Here is a 19,594-nt window from a genome sequence, read left to right on the forward strand (position 1 = left end):
TCTGGTACATTTCGATACCAGAAAGATTAGAACCTGTTCTAGGAGTTGTCCATGGTTGCCCGCCGATCCGCACCGACCACCCGGGTGGTGCAGGTGCTGGATTTCCTCGTCGAACAGCGCGGCAAGCGCTTCGGGCTCTCCGAACTCGCCCGCGAACTCGACCTCGCCAAGCCCACCTGCCTGGGCATACTCACCGAACTCGCGGCGGCCGGATACCTGGTGCGCGACCCGGGCACGCTCACCTACGGGCTCGGCCCGGCACTCATCGCCGCCGGTCGAGTCGCCCAGGACAGCTTCGCCATCTCCGCCATCGCCCGCGCCGAACTGGCCGAACTCAGCGCTCGATACCGCACGACCTGCACCGCGTCGGCCGTGGTCGGCGACCAGATCATGGTGCTGGAGAGCACCGGGCCGGGCATGGTGAAGGTCGGGGCGTCCTATCATTTCGCGCCGCCGGTGGGCCTGATGTACGTGCTCTGGGATACCCCCGCCGCGTTCGACGCATGGCTGGCCAAGCCGCCCACCGTGCCCGTCCGCCAGGACGAGACCCGGCTGCGGCAGGTGGTCGCGGAGTGCCGCGAGCGGGGCTATCTGGTCGAGAGCCTGACCGCCGCGGGCGGCAAACTCTATTCGCTGCTGGCCGGCGCCGCCGCCCGCGAATTGCCCGACGAGCTGCGCGAATTGGTGGCTGAGCTGGTGACGAGCCTGGGTGAGCGGGTCTACCTCGGCACCGATCTGCGCCCGCGCAAGGAGCACGGGGTGAGCCTGCTGGCGGCGCCCACCTACGGCGGGGACGGACGCCAGAACATGGTGCTGACCATGCATGTCGGCGCGGCGATCACCGGAGCCGAGATCGACCGGCGCGGAAAGGTGCTCGCGGCGGCGGCCGACGCGGTGACCGAGGCGTCCGGCGGGCGGCGGCCTGCCCATTGACCGCTGCCCGAAACGTGTTCTAGTTTTGATCCGTGAGCCAGTACGCGAAGTCGACGGCGAGCACCTACGAGCTACCCCATCTAGACGCGCTCGAGGCCGAGTCGGCACACATTTTCCGGGAAGTCGCCGCGACTTTCGAACGCCCAGCGCTGTTGTTCTCCGGCGGCAAGGACTCGGTGGTCATGCTGCACCTGGCCGCGAAGGCGTTCTGGCCCGCGCCGCTACCGTTCCCGGTGCTGCACATCGACACCGGGCACAATTTCGACGAGGTGATCGACTACCGCGATCGCACGGTCGCGAAGTACGGGCTGCGGCTGGTGGTCGGCAGTGTGCAGGACGATATCGACGCCGGACGCGTCACCGAGGAGACCGGGCCGCGCGCCTCACGCAATCGCCTACAGACCGCCACGCTGCTGCGCGCCATCCGCGAGGGCGAGTTCGACGCGGTCTTCGGCGGCGCGCGCCGCGACGAGGAGAAGGCCCGCGCCAAGGAGCGGGTTTTCAGTTTCCGCGACGAATACGGGCAGTGGGATCCGCGTAACCAGCGGCCCGAACTGTGGAACCTCTACAACGGCAGACACCGTCGAGGCGAACACATTCGGGTGTTCCCGCTGTCGAACTGGACCGAACTCGACATCTGGCACTACATCGCGGCCGAGGGCATCGACCTGCCGCCGCTGTACTACGCGCATCGCCGCCCGGTGGTGCAACGCGACGGAATGCTGTTGGCGCACACCCGTTTTCTTCAGCTGCTCGACGGCGAGGAGCCCTTCGAGGCGACCGTGCGGTTTCGCACCGTGGGCGATGCCACCTGCACCGGCTGCGTCGAATCCGCCGCTGCTACACCGCAAGCCGTGGTCACCGAGGTCGCCGCCACCCGGATCACCGAACGCGGGGCCACCCGCGCCGACGACCGGATCTCCGAGGCCGGCATGGAAGATCGCAAGCGAGAGGGCTACTTCTGATGACGACGCTGCTGCGATTGGCCACGGCGGGCAGTGTGGACGACGGGAAGTCCACACTGATCGGCCGCCTGCTCTACGACTCCAAGACCATCTTCACCGATCAGCTCGCGGCGGTCGAGCGCACCAGCCGCGACCGCGGCGATGCCTACCCGAATCTGGCGCTGCTCACCGACGGACTGCGCGCCGAACGCGAACAGGGCATCACGATCGATGTCGCACACCGCTATTTCGCCACGCCCAGACGCAAATTCATCATTGCCGACACCCCCGGGCACATCCAGTACACCCGCAATATGGTGACCGGCGCGTCCACCGCGGATCTGGCGCTGATCCTGGTCGACGCGCGCAAGGGTGTGGTGGAGCAGACTCGCCGCCATGCCTTCCTGGCCGGACTGCTCGGTACCCCGCACCTGGTGCTGTGTGTGAACAAGATGGACCTGGTCGACTGGTCGCAACAGCGATTCGAGGAGATTCGCGAGGAATTCGCCGGTTTCGCCATGAAACTCGACGTCTCCGATCTGAGCTTCGTCCCCATGTCGGCGCTGCACGGGGACAATATCGTGCATCGCGGGACCAGCATGCCCTGGTACGAAGGCACTCCCCTGCTGCACCATCTCGAAGAGGTGCACATCGCCTCGGACCGGAACCTGATCGACGCCCGCTTCCCGGTGCAGTACGTGACCCGCAGTCACGCACAGGATTTCCGCGGTTACGCCGGCACCGTCGCGGGCGGGGTGTTCAAGGCCGGTGACGAGGTCGCGGTACTGCCCTCCGGCCGCACCACGACCGTCACGGCCATCTGGGGTCCCGGTGGCGCGCCGGTCGCGGAAGCCTTTCCGCCACAGGCGGTGACGTTGCAACTGGCCGACGAGATCGACATCTCCCGCGGCGACCTGATCTGCCGCCCCGCGAACCGCCCGCTGGTGGGGCGCGATATCGACGCCATGGTGTGCTGGTTCGCCGAGGACTCCCAGCTCACCCCTGGCGCGAATTACACAGTGCGCCATACCACGCGCGCGGTCACCGCCGAGGTGCGCAGCCTGGACTATCGCCTCGATGTGAACACCCTGCACCGCGACGAGCACGCGGACGCGCTCTCGCTCAACGAGATCGGCCGCATCCAGCTGCGCACCCGGCAACCGCTGCTGTTCGATCCCTACCGGCGCAATCGGGGTACGGGCAGTTTCATTCTCGTCGACGAGTCCACCGGGAACACCGTGGCCGCCGGCATGATCACCGGGCCCACCCTGCCCTCGGCCCGGGTGGTGTGGCATTCCACCGCGGTGGGCCGCGACGAGCGCGCCACCCGCGGGCTCACGGTGTGGCTGACCGGGCTGTCCGGGTCCGGAAAGTCCACGGTCGCCGTCGAATTGGAGCGGCGACTGGTGGCTGCCGGTCGCCCCGCGTTCCTGCTCGACGGTGACAATCTGCGCCACGGACTCAATGCCGATCTCGGGTTCTCCGACGCGGACCGGGTCGAGAACATCAGGCGCGTCGGCGAAGTCGCCCGGCTGTTCGCGGAATCCGGTGCGGTAGCGGTCGTTTCGCTGATCAGCCCGTTCGCGGCCGATCGCGAGCGGGCACGGGCGGTGCACGAGGCCGCGGGCATCGGGTTCGTCGAGGTGTTCGTCGACACGCCCCTGGAGATCTGCGAATCCCGGGACCCCAAGGGCATGTACGCCAAGGCCCGGGCCGGGGAGATTCGAGGTTTCACCGGAATCGACGCGCCCTACGAAGCGCCCGCCCATCCCGATCTGATCCTGCGGCCCGCCGACGGTGATCCCGCCGCCATGGCGGAGGCGATCATCGCCCGGCTCACCGACCTGGACTGACCGCGAGGCGGCGGGTGATCGCCCGCCGCCTCGCCGCCCGGGTCACCGGGAGCCGAAGAACTCCCGGATGTCCCCGGCCAGCAGCTCAGGCACCTCGAGCGCGGGGAAATGCCCGCCGGAGAAGAACTCCGACCAATGCGTCACGGTGTGCGCCTGCTCCGCGAACCGCCGGATGGCGTAGTCGCCGTCCTTGAACACCGCGACACCGGTCGGCACCGTGCCCTTGGCCTTCGGCGCGAACATGCTCGCGTCGTGGAAACGCTCGTAGTAATAGTTGGCGACACTGCGCGCGGTCTCGGTGAACCAGTAGATGCTCACATTCGCCAGCATCCGATCCCGGTCGACCGCGTCCTCGAGCGGCCGGCTCTGATCGCTCCACTCCCGGTACTTCTCCACGATCCAGCCCAGCTGCCCCGTCGGGGAATCCGCCAGCGCCTGCGCGATGGTGCCGGGCCGCGAACCCTTCAGGTTCATGTAGGCGGCCCCGTCGTCCTGGAAGCGCTTCATCGCGGCCAAGCGCCCCTGCTCGGCCTCGGTGAGCGCGGCGAAGTCCGCCGGATCACCGGTCGGGAAGGTGACCAGGGCGTTCACGTGCACGCCCAGTACATGCTCGGCGTCCACGCGGGCCAGCACCGGGGCGATGAACGCGCCGTGGTCGCCGCCCTGCACGCCGTAGCGGTCGTAGCCAAGGCGAGCCATGAGTTCGGCGAACGCGCTCGCGACCTTCCCGTCGTTCCACCCGAGTTCGGTGAGCGGACCGGAGAAGCCATAGCCCGGCAGCGAGGGAATCACCAGGTGGAAGGCGGGCATCCCGGGCTCACTCGGATCGGTCAGCGGGCCGATCAGATCCAGGAAGTCCACGACCGAACTGGGCCAGCCGTGGATCAGCAGCAGCGGGATCGCGTCCGCGTGCGGTGACCGCACATGCAGGAAGTGAAGGTTCTGACCGGCGATCGTGGTGGTGAACTGCGGGTGGGCGTTGAGCTCGGCCTCCACCGCACGCCAGTCGAATTTCTCGGCCCAGTGGCCCGCCAGCTCCCTCAGATACGCGGTGGGCACGCCGCGCTCCCAGCCCGCGCCCGGCACCTCGTCGATCCAGCGGGTACGGGCGAGGCGCTCGCGCAGATCGTCGAGGTCGGCTTGCGGAATGTCGATGCGGAAGGGGCGGATGTCGTTGTCGCTCATGGGAGTAATACTTCGGGTAAAGAGGGGCATCGCACATCACGAGGATTCGTTATTTCGTGCGGTTGGCGAGCGGGCCGAAGTCGAGCATGATCGACGGGGTGGTGCGTGTTTCGGCCAGCGGTGTGTTCGTGGGCCGCGGCAACGAGTTGGCGGAGCTGCTGCGGGCAGCGGCGGATGCGCGGGTGCGGGCCGTGCTGGTGGCGGGTGCGGCGGGGATCGGGAAGTCGCGGCTGGTGGCGGAGTTCGTCGCGCGGCGGCCCTCGGGCACCCTGGTGCTGAGTGGGCGGTGCCCCGAATTCGGCAATGCCGGTGTGCCGTTCGCGCCGTTCCTCGCGGTGTCGCGGGCACTGGTGCGCGAACTCGGCGTAGCGAGCCTGCGTGCGCTGCTGCCGTCGCGGCCCGCGCTGGCCGCCTGGCTGCCGGAACTGGCCGAGGAATCGGCCGCCGGCGCATCCGATCCGCTGCGGCTCTTCGGTGAACTGCTCGCCCTGCTCGAACAGCTTCCGGCGGTGCTGGTGCTGGAGGACCTGCACTGGGCCGACGAGTCCAGCCTCGAGCTGCTCGCGTTCCTGGCCGCGAACCTCGCCGAACCGCGGGCGCTGATCCTGGGCACCTATCGCCCGGCGGGCTCGCCGGTATTGCGCAGGCTCGTCGCCGAACTCGGCCGCACCCCCGCGGTGCGGATCATCACGCCCGAACCATTGACCAGACACGAGGTCGGCCGGCAGTTGGCCGCGCTACTCGGGCGCGAACCCGATCCGGCGCTGATCGCGCGGGTCTTCGCCCGTAGCGGCGGCAACCCGCTGTTCGTGGAGGCGCTGAGCGGCTCGCCCGAGGACACGCCCGCCGAGCTGAGCGAACTACTGCTGGCGGCCCAGGCCGACCTCGCGGACGACTCGCGCGCGGTGCTGCGCCTCGCGGCGGTCCTCGACTCCCCCGTCGACCACGACCTGCTGGCCGCGGCCACCGATCGATCCGGCGGTGCACTGCGAAACTCCCTGCGGCAGTTGATCGATCACCACATCCTGACGGCCACCGATACCGGCTACGAGTTCCGGCACGTGCTCATTCGCGAGGCCGTGTACCAGGATCTGCTGCCGGTCGAGCGCACCCGGCTGCACGCCCGGGTGACCGAGGTGTTGCGCGAGCGTCCGTCGTTACTCGACGGCGAGCGCGTGCACGCTGTGCTGTCCCGGCATGCCTGTGCCGCGGGCGAATTCCGGACCGCGCTGGAATCCGCGCTGGCGGCGGCCGCGCTGGCCGACGGCAGCGGCGCGCACCCCGAGCGGCTGCACCATCTGGAAACCGTGCTGCGCGTGTGGGATCAGGCCGCCGACGGGGCGGCGATCCGTCTCGACTCCGCCCCGGCGAATGTCATCGACTACTGGTCGGCGACGGTCGACCGCCGCACCGTCCTGGAGCATCTGGTCGAATCCTGCTGCCGGATCGGGTCGATACCGCGCGGCATCGAAGCCGCGAACGAGGCTCTGGCCCAGGTGGATTCGGCCGCCGACCCGCTGCGCGCCGCGAGCCTGCATCGGTTGCGCGCCCAACTCCGCAACCAGGACGGCACCGGCGGCCGCGACGATCTCCAGCACGCACTGTCCCTCCTGCCCGCCGACCCGCCGTCCATGCTCCGCGGTGAGATCCACGCCGAACTCGCCGCCACCGAGGTCTTCGCGGGCAATCCCGCACCGGCCCGCGCGCACGCCGAAGCCGTACTCGCGATCGCCGAGGCACCGGCATCGGATCACCGAGGCACAACGCGCCGAGGAATGCTCACTGCGCGCGCCCTCGCGTATCTCGGTCTGGCCGAGGAGGATTCGACCACCTCGATGACCTACTTCGCGCGGGCGCGTGCCGCCGCGGAGGTCGCGCGCGACGGGCAGACGGTGGTGTCGGTGCTGACCTGGCAGGCGGCCGCACAGGTCAATGCCGGTGCGCATCACGCGGCGATCCAGAGCATCCGGGATGGGTTGCGGGCGGCGGACGCCGGGTTCCAGCGGGCCGCGCGTGGGCCGATTCTCCTGGTGAAATGGGCGCAGGCGTTGGCGGCGCTCGGGGAATGGGAGCAGGCCGAGGAGTTGATCACCGAGACGCTGGGCGAACCGCTGCCGTCGCTGGCGGCCGCCGCGTTACAGCTGTGCCGGGCGCGCATCGCGGTGTCGCGCGGCGAGTTCGAACTCGCGGGTGAGTCGACCGCTGCCGCCGCGGATCTGCTCGGAGATTCCGGCTGGGTCGGGCAGTACCGGCTCGAACTGTCCGGTCTCCGTGTCGAACTCGCACAGGCCGACCCGCCGCTCGCCGCGCGGCTCATGACCAGCGCGCTGGACGGCGACGCGATCGCCGAATACCCGCACGAGGTCTGGACGCTGCTCGCCCGCAGTACCCGAATCGCCGGTCTGCCGGTCGATCTCGCGCCCTACATCGCGAAACTGCCGGTGACCACCCCATTGGACGCCGCCCACCACGCGACCTGCACCGCCACCACCCCCGATTCCTGGCGGGCGGCCCTCGCCGCCTGGGCCGATATCCCCCAGCCGTTCGACCGCGCCCACACCCTCCTCGCCCACGCCCGCTCCGCACTGTCGGCCGGTGATCGCGCCGCCGCGCACGAATCCTTGCGCACCGCAGCCACTCTCGCCGCCGGCCTGGGCGCTCACCCACTCGGCGGCACGCTGCGCGACGTCGCCGACCGCGCGGGCCTGTCCCTCGACGACACCCCCGCGCCCGCTGCCCCCACGCCCCGCACTTTCGGCCTCACCGCCCGGGAACTCGAGGTCCTGCGCCTCGTCGCCCAGGGCCTCAGCAACCGCCAACTCGCCACCGAACTGTTCATCAGCCCCAACACCGCGGGCGTCCACGTCTCCCGCATCCTCACCAAACTCTCCGCCACCACCCGCACCGAAGCCGCCACCCTCGCCCACCACCACAACCTCCTCACCTGAGCCGAGCGGCCGGTAATTCCCTCGCCCGCGCCGGGGCCCACGCCCTAACCTTGCCGCATGGGTCTGGCGCGAACGTCGTATGTGTGCTTGCCGTGTCGGCGGTCCTACAAGCAGTCCTACCCCGGGGCTTGTGCGCACGCGCGGATCTGCCCGCGCTGCGGCGCGGAACTGATCCATGTCGGTTCTGCCTTCGCCGCGCCTCGACGCAACGACTCCCGCGCCTGGCGCGTCCTGTCGGAGTTGCTGGGCGCGGGCGTCGGATTCCACAAGTCCTGTTGCGGCGGACCGGGTTTCCGCCCGCGCACACCGGGTGATGTCCGGCGGCGCAGGCAGTACGCGCAGCGTCGTGGCATTCCACTGCGGCAAGCGCTGACCCAGCGAGTCCTGCCTTGAATCACCCGCCACCCAGGGCTACGGCGTAGACGCCACGGGAGCTGGACGGCGACGTTGATCAGGATGGTCAGCGCATCGGCAGTGCGGATACAGAAGGCGTCGAGGTCGTCGTACCGTGCACGAGGCCGCGGACCAGTGCGCGGGAGACCAGCAGGTCGAAAACCAGGTCGGCGGTCTCGGATTCGTCCGGCCGCGTCGTATAGATTCGACCAACGACGCGGCCCGAGGAGGAACAGTGACGGATTCCCTACTGCACCAGCGCTTTCCCGAAGTAGCGGCGGAGCTACCCTTCCTCCGCCTCGGCGACACCCCCACGCCGGTGCGCGAATTGCCGCTGGGTATCCGGACTCCGGTGTGGTGCAAGGACGAGAGCGGGTACGGATCCGGCGGCTGGGGCGGCAACAAGGTCCGCAAGCTGGAGTGGCTGCTGCCCGACGCGCAGCGGCGCGGCGCACGCAGCATCGTCACCGCCGGCGCGACGGGCACCAACTGGGGTTTGGCGGCCGCGCTCTACGGCCGTGAACAGGGACTCGAGGTGGCCCTGGCCCTGGTCGACCAGCCGCTCGACGATCACGTCCGCGCGCAGCTGGCCCGGCTCGAGGCCTCCGGCGCGACCCTGCACCGCACCCACTCCAAGCTCCGCACCACCCTGTCCGCGCCGTGGTTGCTGCTGCGACATGCCAACGGCCGCAAGCTCCCCTACGTCCTGCCGGTCGGCGGGTCGTCCCCGATCGGCACGCTCGGTTACGTGGAGGCGGCACTGGAGCTGGCCGCCCAGATCCGGGCGGGCGAGCTGCCCGAGCCCGCGCACCTGGTCACCGCGGTCGGCTCCGGCGGCACCGCGGCGGGTCTGGCCCTGGGCCTGCGCCTGGCCGGGTTGCGCACCCGGGTACTCGGCGTCGTCGTCAACGACACGCTGCCGCTGTCGGCCAAGCACATCGTCGGCCTGGCCCTGCGCGCCGAGGACGTGCTGCGCGAGCGCGGCGCCCAGCTCGAGCCCAGCGGGCTGACGCCCGCGGATGTCACCATGCTGCGCGATTGGCTCGGCCCGGGCTACGGCCACGAGACGCTGTCGGCCATCGCGGCCCGCGACCGGGCCGGCATGGTCGGCCTGCACCTCGAAACCGTCTATACCGCGAAGGCTTTCGCCGCCATCACCGATCTCTCTGCGCGCGGTGAGCTGGACGGCCCGACCGTCTTCCTCAACACCTACGGCCCCCGCTGACCCGACTGGGGATCCAAAGGCGACACGTACGTAGTAACGTATCAAATTAACCCTTGGATCATGTGCGAGAGGATTGCCCGTGCGTTCGACGTTGCTCTCCCGCAGGGACCTCGAGTTCCTGCTCTACGAATGGCTGCGCGTTCAGGAACTGACCGCGCTCCCCCGATTCGAGGAGCATTCCCGGGAAACCTTCGACGGCTTCCTCGAACTGTGCGAGGACCTGGCGACCCAGTACTTCGCCCCGCACAACAAGCTGGCCGATGCCAGCGAACCCAGCTTCGACGGCGAGCGCGTCACCCTGATTCCGGAGGTGAAGGCGGCGGTCGAGGCCTTCACCAAGGCCGATCTGATCGGTGCGGCGATGGACACCGCGATCGGCGGTATGCAACTGCCGGCGACGGTGGAGGCCGCCGGGTTCGGCTACTTCCAGGCCGCCAACGTCGGCACCACCGGCTACCTGTTCCTCACCGTCGGCAACGCGAATCTACTCGCCGCGCACGGCACGCCCGAACAGATCGATCGCTTCGTCCGGCCGATGGTCCAGGGCCGGTTCACCGGCACCATGTGCCTGTCCGAGCCGCAGGCCGGATCCTCGCTGGCCGATATCGTCACCCGGGCCGAACCGCGAGAGGACGGCACCTACCGCCTGTTCGGCTCGAAGATGTGGATCTCCGGCGGCGATCACGAGCTCACCGAGAACATCGTGCATCTGGTGCTGGCCAAGATCCCCGGCGGGCCGGCCGGCACCAAGGGAATTTCGCTGTTCGTCGTGCCGAAATATCTGGTCGGCGAGGACGGTTCGCTCGGGTCGCGCAACGATGTGGTGCTGGCCGGACTGAATCACAAGATGGGCTATCGCGGCACCACCAATACCGTGCTCAACTTCGGCGAGGGCAAGCACACGCCCGACGGCGCGCCCGGCGCGGTCGGCTACCTGGTCGGCGAACCGCATCGCGGTCTGTCCTACATGTTCCACATGATGAACGAGGCCCGCCTCGGCGTCGGCCTGGGCGCGACCGCGCTCGGCTACACCGGCTACCTGAAGTCGCTCGACTACGCCCGCCAGCGCCACCAGGGCCGTGCGATCACCGCGAAAGACCCGGCCACACCGCAGATTCCGATCATCGAGCACGCCGATGTCAAGCGGATGCTGCTGGCCCAGAAGTCCTACGTCGAAGGTGCGCTGGCGCTGCTGCTGTACTGCAACCGCCTGGTCGATCTGGCCCGCACCGACCCCGAGCGAGCACGCGAACACACGCTGCTGCTCGAGATCCTCACCGGTGTCGCCAAGAGCTGGCCGGCACAGTGGTGCCTGGAGGCCAACAGCTTGGCCATCCAGGTGCACGGCGGCTACGGCTACACCCGCGAATACGACGTCGAACAGCACTACCGCGACAACCGGCTGAACCCGATCCACGAGGGCACGCACGGTATCCAGGGCCTGGATCTGCTGGGCCGCAAGGTGATCCAGCACGAGGGTGCGAGCCTGCGCCTACTCACCGAGCAGCTCACCGGCACGGTGCGCCGCGCGGCCGAAACCGGTGGCGCGGCGGCGGAATTCGGCGCACAGCTGGAGACCTCGTGGCAGCGGCTGCTCGCCGTCACCGCCGCGATGTTCGCCGATCCCGCCGCGGCGCTGGCGCAGGCCACCGTCTACCTGGAAGCCTTCGGCCATCATGTCCTCGCCTGGATCTGGCTGGAACAACTGCTCGCCGCCGCCGGACGCGACGGCGACTTCTACGACGGCAAACGCGCCGCCGCCCGCTACTTCTTCACCTACGAGCTGCCCCGGACCGGGCCGCAGCTGGACCTGCTCGCCGCAGGCGATCGCACCACGCTGCAGATGCGCGACACCTGGTTCTGACTCCACCGGGCACGGGGATTCCCGCATTGGAATCCCCGTGATCCGAACTACCGGTGTGCCCGACGAGGTGGCGTAAACCCGGCGGGGACCGCTGTTTGCCCAGGTGACGCCCGGACCCGACCGGCGCAATGCAAGTGCTGGGACGAATTCGGCTCCGAGGACGGGCGGTGCCCGCCGCGAACCCCACTATCGTCACTGTTCATGCAGGTCAGGGACCCACAGGGCGATGAGAGAGCACCCGCGCCGGTGCGTCGGCTGCGCGCCGATCAGGCACGCCGGGTAGCCGATCTGGTGCGCCAGGAGATCCACGCGGGCACCTTCGGCGACGTGCTCCCCAGCGAGCAGCACCTGGCCGCCGAGCACGACGCCTCGCGCAACACCGTCCGTGAGGCACTCACCCTGCTCAAGGACGAGGGCCTGATCGAACGCCTGCCCAAGGTCGGTACCCGGATCGCCACCCGGAAATACGATCACGGCCTCGACGCGCTGCTCGGTCTCCAGGAGACATTCCAGGGCCACGGCACCGTCCGCAACGAGGTGCGCGCCGCCCTGCGGATCAGCGCACCACCCACGGTCGCCCGCCGCCTCGGCCTGGAACCCGGTGCGCGCGTGGTCTACCTGGAGCGCCTGCGCTACCTCGCCGACCTCCCGCTGAGCCTGGACCTGACCTATCTCACCCCCGAGATCGGCGCACAGGTGCTCGAGCACGATCTGGCGACCACCGACATCTTCGTGCTGCTCGAACAGATCAGCGGACAGCGCCTCGGCTCGGCCGATCTGTCCCTGGAGGCCGTGGCCGCCGACCCGCACACCGCCGCCACCCTGGACGTGCCCGCGAGCGCACCACTGCTGATGCTCGAGCGGCTCACCCACCTCGACGACGGCACGCCCGTGGACCTGGAGTTCATCCGCATGCGCGGCGACCGAATCACTATGCGCGGCAACCTGACCCGCGCCACACCCGAATGGAAGGTCATCTGATGGCGCTCGCCGACCAGCGTGCCGATATCCCGGTCACGATCGACGAATCCCTGTGTATCCAGGGCTGCACCCTCTGCGTCGAGATCTGCCCGCTCGATTCCCTGGCCATCGATCCCGAGAACGGCAAGGCATTCATGCATGTCGACGAGTGCTGGTACTGCGGGCCCTGCGCGGCCCGCTGCCCCACCGGCGCCGTCACCGTCAATATGCCGTACCTGCTGCGTTGAAGAACCGGAAAGCCCCATGAAGAGACCACGTTTCGCCCCTGTCCTGCTCGCCGCGGCCCTCGCGCTGACCGGCTGCTCGCTGGAGCAGGCCACCGCCGACGGTGACACCGTCGAGGTGGTCATCGGCTACCAGTCCAAGACCATCAATACCGTCACGGCCGGAACGCTGCTGCGCGCCAAGGGATTCCTGGAGCAGCGGCTGAATCGACCGGGCGGCAAGAAGTACCGGGTGCAGTGGCAGGACTACGACACCGGCGCGCCGATCACCGCCCAGATGGTGGCGGAGAAAATCGATATCGGCTCCATGGGCGACTATCCGGTGCTGATCAACGGTTCCCGCACCCAGGCCAGCGAGCGCGCGAAGACCGCGCTCGTCTCGGTGACCGGCTACAACCCCCGTGGCGCGCTCAATATGGTTGTGGTCCCGCTGAATTCGACGGCGCGCAGCCTTACCGATCTGGCCGGCCAGAAGTTCTCCGCCAGCGTCGGCTCGGCCGGGCACGGCACGCTGGTGCAGGCGCTGACCCGGGCCGGGGTGGATCCGAGGTCCGGCGTCGAGGTGCTCAATCAGCAACCACAGATCGGGGCCTCCGCACTGGAATCCGGTCAGGTGCAAGCTCTTTCGCAATTCGTGGCTTGGCCCGGGCTGCTGGTCTTCCAGAACAAGGCCAAGCTGCTCTACGACGGCGCGGAATTGAACGTGCCGACCTTCCACGCGGTAGTGGCACGCCGCGACTACTCGGCCCAGCACCCGGAGGTGCTCGATGCCTTCCTGCAGGCGCAACTGGACGCCACCCAGTTCCTCAACGAAAATCCCCTCGAGGCAGCCCAGATCGTGGCCGACAATTCGGGCCTCCCAGCCGAGGTCGTGTACCTCTACAACGGCCCCGGTGGCACCTCCTTCGACACCACGATCAAATCGCGACTGGTGGCGACGCTGAAAGACGATGTCGCCTATCTGAAGTCGATCGGCGACTTCGCCGAGCTCGATATCGACGAGTTCGTCGACGACACCGCGTTGCGCAAGGCTTTCGCCGAGCGCGGGCTGAACTACGACAGCGCGCTGGCGGCGACCGCCAACCCGGCGCCGGTCCGGGGCACCGATCCACTGCTGAACTCCCCGGTCACCGAACCGGCGCTGGCCGGTGAGATCTGGTTCGCCGACCAGCCGGGCACCCAGGTGGCCGCCGATCCGACCAGCCTGCTGCGTGCGATCGGACAGGCTCGTGCCCAGGGCAGAACGGTGCGCGCCGCCTACGTGCCGGATGCCGAACTGGGCACCCGCTGGTTCGCCGACAAGGCCCTGTGGGTCCGCGACGGCGACAACTACCTGCCCTTCACGACCTCCGCCGCGGCAGCACGCTACCTGGCCGCCCACCCGACCGGCGTGTCCGTCGGCTACGACCAGGCCGTGAACGAGGTGCGATCATGACCGCCCACCGACCGGCCGCCGGAGTGGCCCGTGCATCGTTGACGCGCACCGGGACCGGGCGATGAGTACCACCACCGCGCCGCTGGAGATCGCGGCGGAGCCGAACCGTCAGGCGGCCGTCGCGCGCGGTTCACGGGCGAATCGATCGACCTGGCGGTCCCGGATAGTGCGACCGGGCTCGGTGCTCGCAGCGCTCGCGGCCTGGCAGTTCTTGACCGGCAACGACATTCGGCTCTGGGTGCGCTTCGACACCCTGCCCACCGTCATCGAGATCCTGCGGGCGTTCCGGCACCAGCTCGGGACGGAGGTGTTCTTCCTGGATCTCGGGCAGTCCCTGATCCGCATCCTGACCGGCTTCGGTCTGGCCGCCGTGCTCGGCGTGGCAACCGGTGTCGCGCTGGGCCGTTCGGCTTGGTTCGCCGATATCCTCGGCCCGCTGACCGAACTGGCCCGGCCCATTCCCGCCATCGCGATCGTGCCCGTGGCGATCCTGATGTTCCCGGACGACGAGGCCGGGATCGTGTTCATCACCTTCGTCGCCGCGTACTTCCCGGTCATGGTGTCCACCCGGCACGCGGTGCGCGCCCTGCCCACCCTCTGGGAGGACTCGGTGCGCACACTGGGCGGCAACCGCTGGGACGTGCTGTGGCGGGTGGTCGTGCCCGGCAGCCTGCCCGGCGTGTTCAGCGGGCTGTCGGTCGGGATCGGCGTGGCCTGGATCTGTGTGGTGTCGGCCGAGATGATCTCCGGCCGGCTCGGTGTCGGCTATCGGACCTGGCAGGCCTACACCATCGTCGACTATCCGGGCGTCTTCGTCGGGATCATCACCATCGGCGGGCTGGGCTACACCACCTCCGCCGCCGTCGAACTGATCGGCCGCCGGGTCACGCACTGGCTGCCGCGGGTCCAGGAGATCGCGAAATGAGCAGCGCCGCTGACGAACTCGACATCGCCGGTCCGGCTACCACCGGGCTGAGCCTGCGGCTGGATCGGCTCCGCCTGTCCTACGGCGGAGCCCCGATCATCGCCGAGCTGTCGCTCGAGGTGCGACCGGGCGAGATCCTGGTGCTCACCGGACCGTCCGGCTGCGGCAAATCCACCGTGCTGCGCGCGATCGCCGGACTGCTGCGGCCCGATGCGGGCCGGGTCCTGGCCGACGGCGGCGAGGTGACCGGGACCGATCGTGATCGCGCCGTCGTCTTCCAGGACAACGCACTGCTGCCGTGGAAGACGGTGCGTGCCAATATCGAGCTGGCACTGCGACTTCGAGGCGAACCGAAACCGGGACGCCGAGCGCTCGCCGAGCGGTGGATCGAGGAGATCGGCCTCACCGGGTTCGCCGATTACCTGCCGAAGAACCTCTCCGGCGGCATGCGGCAGCGGGTGCAGCTGGCGCGCGGCCTGGCCGGTGCGCCACGCGCGGTCATGATGGACGAACCCTTCGGCGCGCTGGACACGCAGACCCGGAACACGATGCAGCGTTTGCTCATCGACACCTGGCGGACCCATCCGACCACGGTCGTCTTCGTCACCCACGACGTCGACGAGGCCCTGCTGCTCGGCGACCGGGTGGCGGTGCTCGGCCGCGCCGGCCGACCGCTGCGCGCTCTGCTCGAGGTGCCGAATCCCCGTACCCCCGGCGTCGACCGGACCGCCGCGCGCGCCGAGATCATCGCCGCGCTCGGTGAGTCCGAGCTCGCCGCCCTCTGACCGAATGGTGTTCTCCCCCATGGAAATTCCCGATCTTGCCGATACTGCCCGTCTGGACTGCGATGTCCTGGTGATCGGCGGCGGCACCGCGGGCACGATGGCCGCCCTGACCGCGGCCGAGGCGGGCGCGTCGGTGCTACTCCTGGAGAAGGCGCACGTGCGGCACTCCGGCGCGCTGGCCATGGGCATGGACGGCGTGAACAACGCCGTCATCCCGGGCAAGGCCGAGCCCGAGGATTACGTCGCCGAGATCACCCGAGCCAACGACGGCATCGTCGACCAGCGCACCGTCTACCAGACCGCCACCCGCGGTTTCGCCATGGTGCAGCGGCTGGAGCGTTACGGAGTGAAATTCGAGAAGGACGAATACGGCGAGTACGCGGTACGCCGGGTGCATCGCTCCGGGTCCTACGTCCTGCCCATGCCGGAGGGCAAGGACGTGAAGAAGGCGCTGTATCGCGTACTGCGCCAGCGCAGCATGCGCGAGCGGATCCGGATCGAGAACCGGCTCATGCCGGTGCGGGTACTCACCGAGGACGGCCGCGCCGTCGGTGCCGCCGCCCTGCACACGCGCACCGGTGAATTCGTGGCCGTCGGCGCGAAAGCGGTGATCCTCGCGACCGGGCCCTGCGGGCGGCTCGGCCTGCCCGCCTCGGGCTATCTGTACGGCACCTACGAGAATCCGACCAACGCGGGCGACGGCTACGCCATGGCCTACCACGCGGGCGCGGAGCTCTCCGGTATCGAGTGCTTCCAGATCAATCCGCTGATCAAGGATTACAACGGACCCGCCTGCGCGTATGTCGCCAATCCGTTCGGCGGCTACCAGGTCAACGCGCGCGGCGAGCGCTTCGTGGACTCCGACTACTGGTCCGGGCAGATGATGGCCGAGGTGAAGCGGGAGATCGAATCCGCGCGCGGCCCCATCTATCTGAAGGTCTCGCACCTGCCCGAGGAGACCCTGGACACGCTCGAGGGCATCCTGCACACCACCGAGCGACCCACCCGCGGCACCTTCCATGCCAATCGCGGTCACGACTACCGCACCCACGATATCGAGATGCACATCTCCGAGATCGGTTTGTGCGGTGGTCATTCCGCGTCCGGCGTGTGGGTCGACGAGCACGCCCGCACCACGGTGCCCGGCCTCTACGCGGCCGGGGACCTGGCCTGCGTGCCGCACAACTACATGATCGGCGCGTTCGTCTTCGGCGATCTCGCGGGTGCCCACGCCGCGAGCACGCTCGCCGAGCTCCCAGCCCCCGCCGAGCTGCCCGCCGATCAGCTCGCCGCCGCCCACGAGCTCGTCTACCGGCCGCTGCGGCAGCCGGACGGCCCGCCGCAACCGCAGGTCGAGTACAAACTGCGCCGCTTCGTGAACGACTATGTCGCACCGCCCAAGACGGCCGCCAAGCTCTCGATCGCGGTCGAGACCTTCGAGCGGATGCGCGGCGATGTGGCCGGAATCGGCGCGCGCACCCCGCACGAGCTGATGCGCGCCGCCGAGGTCTCCTTCATCCGGGACTGCGCCGAGATGGCCGCGCGCAGCTCGCTGACCCGCACCGAATCCCGCTGGGGGCTCTACCACGATCGCGCCGACCTGCCCGAACGCGACGATCAGCAGTGGCGGTATCACCTGAATCTGCGTAAGAACGCCTCCGGTGCGATGGAATTCCTGAAGCGTCCGATCGCGCCCTACCTGGTGCCGGTGCCGGGGCTGGACGACCTGCCCGGAGCCGACGACACCGCGCTCGCGGTCGAGCAGCCCGCACTGGTCGGGCAGCGGCCGCCGCAGACCTCCGTCGCGCCCCGGCCCGAACCCGCGACACCGCCGTCCCCGCGCCTGGTCGGCCTGCTGTCGCTGGATTCCCCGACGGTGCAGGATCTTTCGGAGTACCTGGGTGACGTGGACGCGCAGGTCCGGGTGGCCGCGCTCGCGGTACTGACCGAGAACACACCCGAGGACTTCGCGCCGATCCTGGTCGGGGCACTGCGCGATCCCGCACCGTCGGTGCGGCGCGCCGCCGCCGCGGGATTGCGTGAACTGGTCGAGGTACTGCCCTCGGCAGCCGGTCTGCGCGAACACCTCCACTCCCCCGATCCGCTGGTCCGGGCGACCGTGATCGACCTGCTCCGCGCCCTGAAAGCCGGTGATGCGCCGATATTCGCAGCGGCACTGGCGGATTCGGATCACCGAGTGCGCATCGATGCGGTGCGCGCGCTGGTGTCGCTGAACGAGCGGGACACGGTCGCTGCGGCCGCGGCGGACGTGAACCGGGAGGTGCGGATCGCGGTTGCCCAGGGCCTGGCCACGATCGGCGACGGCGGACACGAGGTGGTCCGCGTGCTGGTCGCCGACCGGGACCCGCTGGTGCGCGCGGCGGCCCTCGCGGCATTCGGCGCACTCGGCACCGCGGACTCCGATCTCACGGGATTGACTGCCGCCCTCCGTGATTCGGCCTGGCAGGTCCGGGTCGGCGCGGCCCGCGGGCTCGCGGGCGCCGCGCCCGGCGCCGCCGTCCCCGCGCTCGGCGACACACTGGACGATCCGCACCTGGACGTACGCAAGGCCGCGGTGCTCGCCCTGTCCGGCTGGTCGGACCTGACCGCCGCGCAGGACGCGCTACGCCGGGCAGTCGAGGACACCGACGCCGACGTGCGCGCCTACGCCCGGCGCGCCCTGGTCCAGCCCGGCCCCGGACGACCGCCCGGCGCGCTCGACGGATCAGCCGGGCAGGCCGGAGACCGGCGCGCGGTCATCGGGTAGTCGCCGGTGCCCGGACAGCAGGTCGGCGGACAGTTCGCCGTAGGCGATTTCGAGTTCGGCCAGCCGGGTCCACGCGTGATGCATCTCGTCGCTGCCCGGATCGATGGTCATGAGCAAGCGGAACGCCAACTCCGAGGCATCGGCCATTCGGTCGATCACCACGCTCAGGCGCTCCGGGGTGAGGCGCGCACCCGGGCGCGGCTCGGGCAGCGCGGTCGCGGTCCAGGCGTCGATCTGCTCGGTCAACTCACGGCGACGGGGCTCGAGCCGGGCCGACTGCTCCGGCCGGTCCCGGCGCTGCCGGTGCAACTCGGCCAGCTCGAAGGCCTGCGCGCACAGCGGGCCCAGCAGATAGTGACCGCGTAACGCCGCCAGCAGCTGGTCCTTGGATGGCAACGGCTCTGGCACGGGAACCGGCCTCGGGGTCATTCGAGGACCGCTCCCTTCAACTCGGCGCCGGGTATCCACACCCCCGGAGTACCACCGATGGGCTCGGCTAACTCACAGAAATCGGTGAATCTGCGCACCCGCACCGCGGGTCAGGTCTCGGCGCGCACCGCGAGGACCGTGTCCAGGCGCGTACCCAGCGCGTTCACCTGGTCACGCAGCGAGATCAGGCGCTCCGGCGACCACTCGATATCGGCCAGCACATGGCCGATCATGTCCTGCGCGCGCGAGCGCAGCGCCAGACCCGCTGGCGTGCACCGCAATTGCACGGCCCGCCGATCGTTCGGATTCCGCGTGCTCTCCACCAGCCCGTGCTCGGTCAGACGCTGGATCAGCGGCGAGACCGTGCCGTAGTCCAGGCGCAGCTGTTCGCCCAGCTCCTTCATCGTCATACCCGGCCGCTGCCACAGCGCCAGCAGCGTCAGGTACTGCGGATAGGTGATCGTCATCGCGTCCAGGTACGGGCGGTAGACCGCTGTCATCGACCGTGAGGCGGAGTAGAGGGCGAAGCAGAGCTGTGCGGTGAGCGCGAGCGGATCGACGTCGTTCGCTTCCTCAGGCATATCTGCACTGTACGACCGCTCGAGTCGGCCCGAAAGGCAATACTCGGCCCCCGATTCGGGGGTCGTGAATTCGATGGCCGAGCGCGCGCGGCGGCGGCACAATGGCGGCGGGGTCCGAACAG

General features: G+C 69.4%; 16 protein-coding genes. 13 read left to right on the forward strand and 3 right to left on the reverse strand.

The window, feature by feature from the left end; genetic code table 11:
* Positions 1-51 precede the first annotated feature (51 nt).
* From ACFVMC_RS25435 to cysC, 3 genes are read left to right on the forward strand one after another with little or no spacing between them, the layout of a single operon-like run.
* Complete coding sequence (locus ACFVMC_RS25435; protein ID WP_379214200.1) at positions 52-933, forward strand: helix-turn-helix domain-containing protein; 882 nt, start codon at positions 52-54, stop codon at positions 931-933.
* A gap of 32 nt (positions 934-965) precedes the next feature.
* Positions 966-1,898: a sulfate adenylyltransferase subunit CysD gene (gene cysD / locus ACFVMC_RS25440; RefSeq protein ID WP_379214202.1), complete on the forward strand. Its 933-nt coding sequence runs from the start codon at positions 966-968 to the stop codon at positions 1,896-1,898.
* On the forward strand, positions 1,898-3,730 hold the full coding sequence (gene cysC, locus ACFVMC_RS25445; RefSeq protein ID WP_379214204.1) for an adenylyl-sulfate kinase: 1,833 nt from the start codon (positions 1,898-1,900) through the stop codon (positions 3,728-3,730). Before cysD ends, cysC begins: the two co-directional genes overlap by 1 nt.
* Positions 3,731-3,772: 42 nt before the next feature.
* Here the strand turns inward: cysC and ACFVMC_RS25450 are convergent, their stop codons facing one another.
* Positions 3,773-4,915 carry an epoxide hydrolase family protein gene (locus ACFVMC_RS25450; RefSeq protein ID WP_379214206.1) on the reverse strand — a complete coding sequence of 381 codons (1,143 nt, stop codon included), beginning with the start codon at positions 4,913-4,915 and terminating at the stop codon, positions 3,773-3,775.
* Between the two features lie 56 nt (positions 4,916-4,971).
* On the opposite strand from ACFVMC_RS25450, the gene ACFVMC_RS25455 reads away from it, so the two are divergent.
* From ACFVMC_RS25455 to ACFVMC_RS25500, 10 genes are all read left to right on the forward strand, one after another.
* Positions 4,972-7,863: an AAA family ATPase gene (locus tag ACFVMC_RS25455; protein ID WP_379214208.1), complete on the forward strand. Its 2,892-nt coding sequence runs from the start codon at positions 4,972-4,974 to the stop codon at positions 7,861-7,863.
* A gap of 57 nt (positions 7,864-7,920) precedes the next feature.
* The gene (locus tag ACFVMC_RS25460; RefSeq protein WP_379214210.1) at positions 7,921-8,256 is read left to right on the forward strand and encodes a hypothetical protein; all 336 of its coding nucleotides are present in this window, start codon (positions 7,921-7,923) and stop codon (positions 8,254-8,256) included.
* Between the two features lie 235 nt (positions 8,257-8,491).
* Entirely contained in the window at positions 8,492-9,481 is a 990-nt protein-coding gene (locus ACFVMC_RS25465; RefSeq protein WP_379214212.1) for a 1-aminocyclopropane-1-carboxylate deaminase/D-cysteine desulfhydrase, read from the forward strand.
* A 79-nt stretch (positions 9,482-9,560) separates the two neighbouring features.
* A complete protein-coding gene (locus ACFVMC_RS25470) occupies positions 9,561-11,345 on the forward strand; it encodes an acyl-CoA dehydrogenase (RefSeq protein WP_379214214.1) in 1,785 nt (594 codons plus the stop codon).
* Between the two features lie 201 nt (positions 11,346-11,546).
* Complete coding sequence (locus tag ACFVMC_RS25475) at positions 11,547-12,326, forward strand: GntR family transcriptional regulator (RefSeq protein ID WP_379214216.1); 780 nt, start codon at positions 11,547-11,549, stop codon at positions 12,324-12,326.
* Positions 12,326-12,553 (forward strand): ferredoxin family protein, encoded by a 228-nt coding sequence (locus ACFVMC_RS25480; RefSeq protein WP_379214218.1) that lies wholly within the window; start codon positions 12,326-12,328, stop codon positions 12,551-12,553. Before ACFVMC_RS25475 ends, ACFVMC_RS25480 begins: the two co-directional genes overlap by 1 nt.
* A gap of 16 nt (positions 12,554-12,569) precedes the next feature.
* Positions 12,570-13,985 carry an ABC transporter substrate-binding protein gene (locus ACFVMC_RS25485; protein ID WP_379214219.1) on the forward strand — a complete coding sequence of 472 codons (1,416 nt, stop codon included), beginning with the start codon at positions 12,570-12,572 and terminating at the stop codon, positions 13,983-13,985.
* A gap of 61 nt (positions 13,986-14,046) precedes the next feature.
* Complete coding sequence (locus ACFVMC_RS25490) at positions 14,047-14,910, forward strand: ABC transporter permease (protein ID WP_379214221.1); 864 nt, start codon at positions 14,047-14,049, stop codon at positions 14,908-14,910.
* Entirely contained in the window at positions 14,907-15,695 is a 789-nt protein-coding gene (locus tag ACFVMC_RS25495; RefSeq protein ID WP_379214223.1) for an ABC transporter ATP-binding protein, read from the forward strand. The genes ACFVMC_RS25490 and ACFVMC_RS25495 overlap by 4 nt, the downstream gene beginning before the upstream one ends.
* A 19-nt stretch (positions 15,696-15,714) precedes the next feature.
* Complete coding sequence (locus ACFVMC_RS25500; protein WP_379214224.1) at positions 15,715-18,462, forward strand: fumarate reductase/succinate dehydrogenase flavoprotein subunit; 2,748 nt, start codon at positions 15,715-15,717, stop codon at positions 18,460-18,462.
* Here the strand turns inward: ACFVMC_RS25500 and ACFVMC_RS25505 are convergent.
* The gene (locus tag ACFVMC_RS25505) at positions 18,421-18,870 is read right to left on the reverse strand and encodes a hypothetical protein (RefSeq protein WP_379214226.1); all 450 of its coding nucleotides are present in this window, start codon (positions 18,868-18,870) and stop codon (positions 18,421-18,423) included. The genes ACFVMC_RS25500 and ACFVMC_RS25505 overlap by 42 nt on opposite strands.
* 131 nt (positions 18,871-19,001) lie before the next feature.
* Positions 19,002-19,472, reverse strand: a complete 471-nt coding sequence (locus ACFVMC_RS25510; protein WP_379214228.1) for a MarR family winged helix-turn-helix transcriptional regulator — start codon at positions 19,470-19,472, stop codon at positions 19,002-19,004.
* Positions 19,473-19,594 lie beyond the last annotated feature (122 nt).

Source organism: Nocardia sp. NPDC127579, from assembly GCF_042672005.1.
Classification (GTDB): Bacteria; Actinomycetota; Actinomycetes; order Mycobacteriales; family Mycobacteriaceae; genus Nocardia.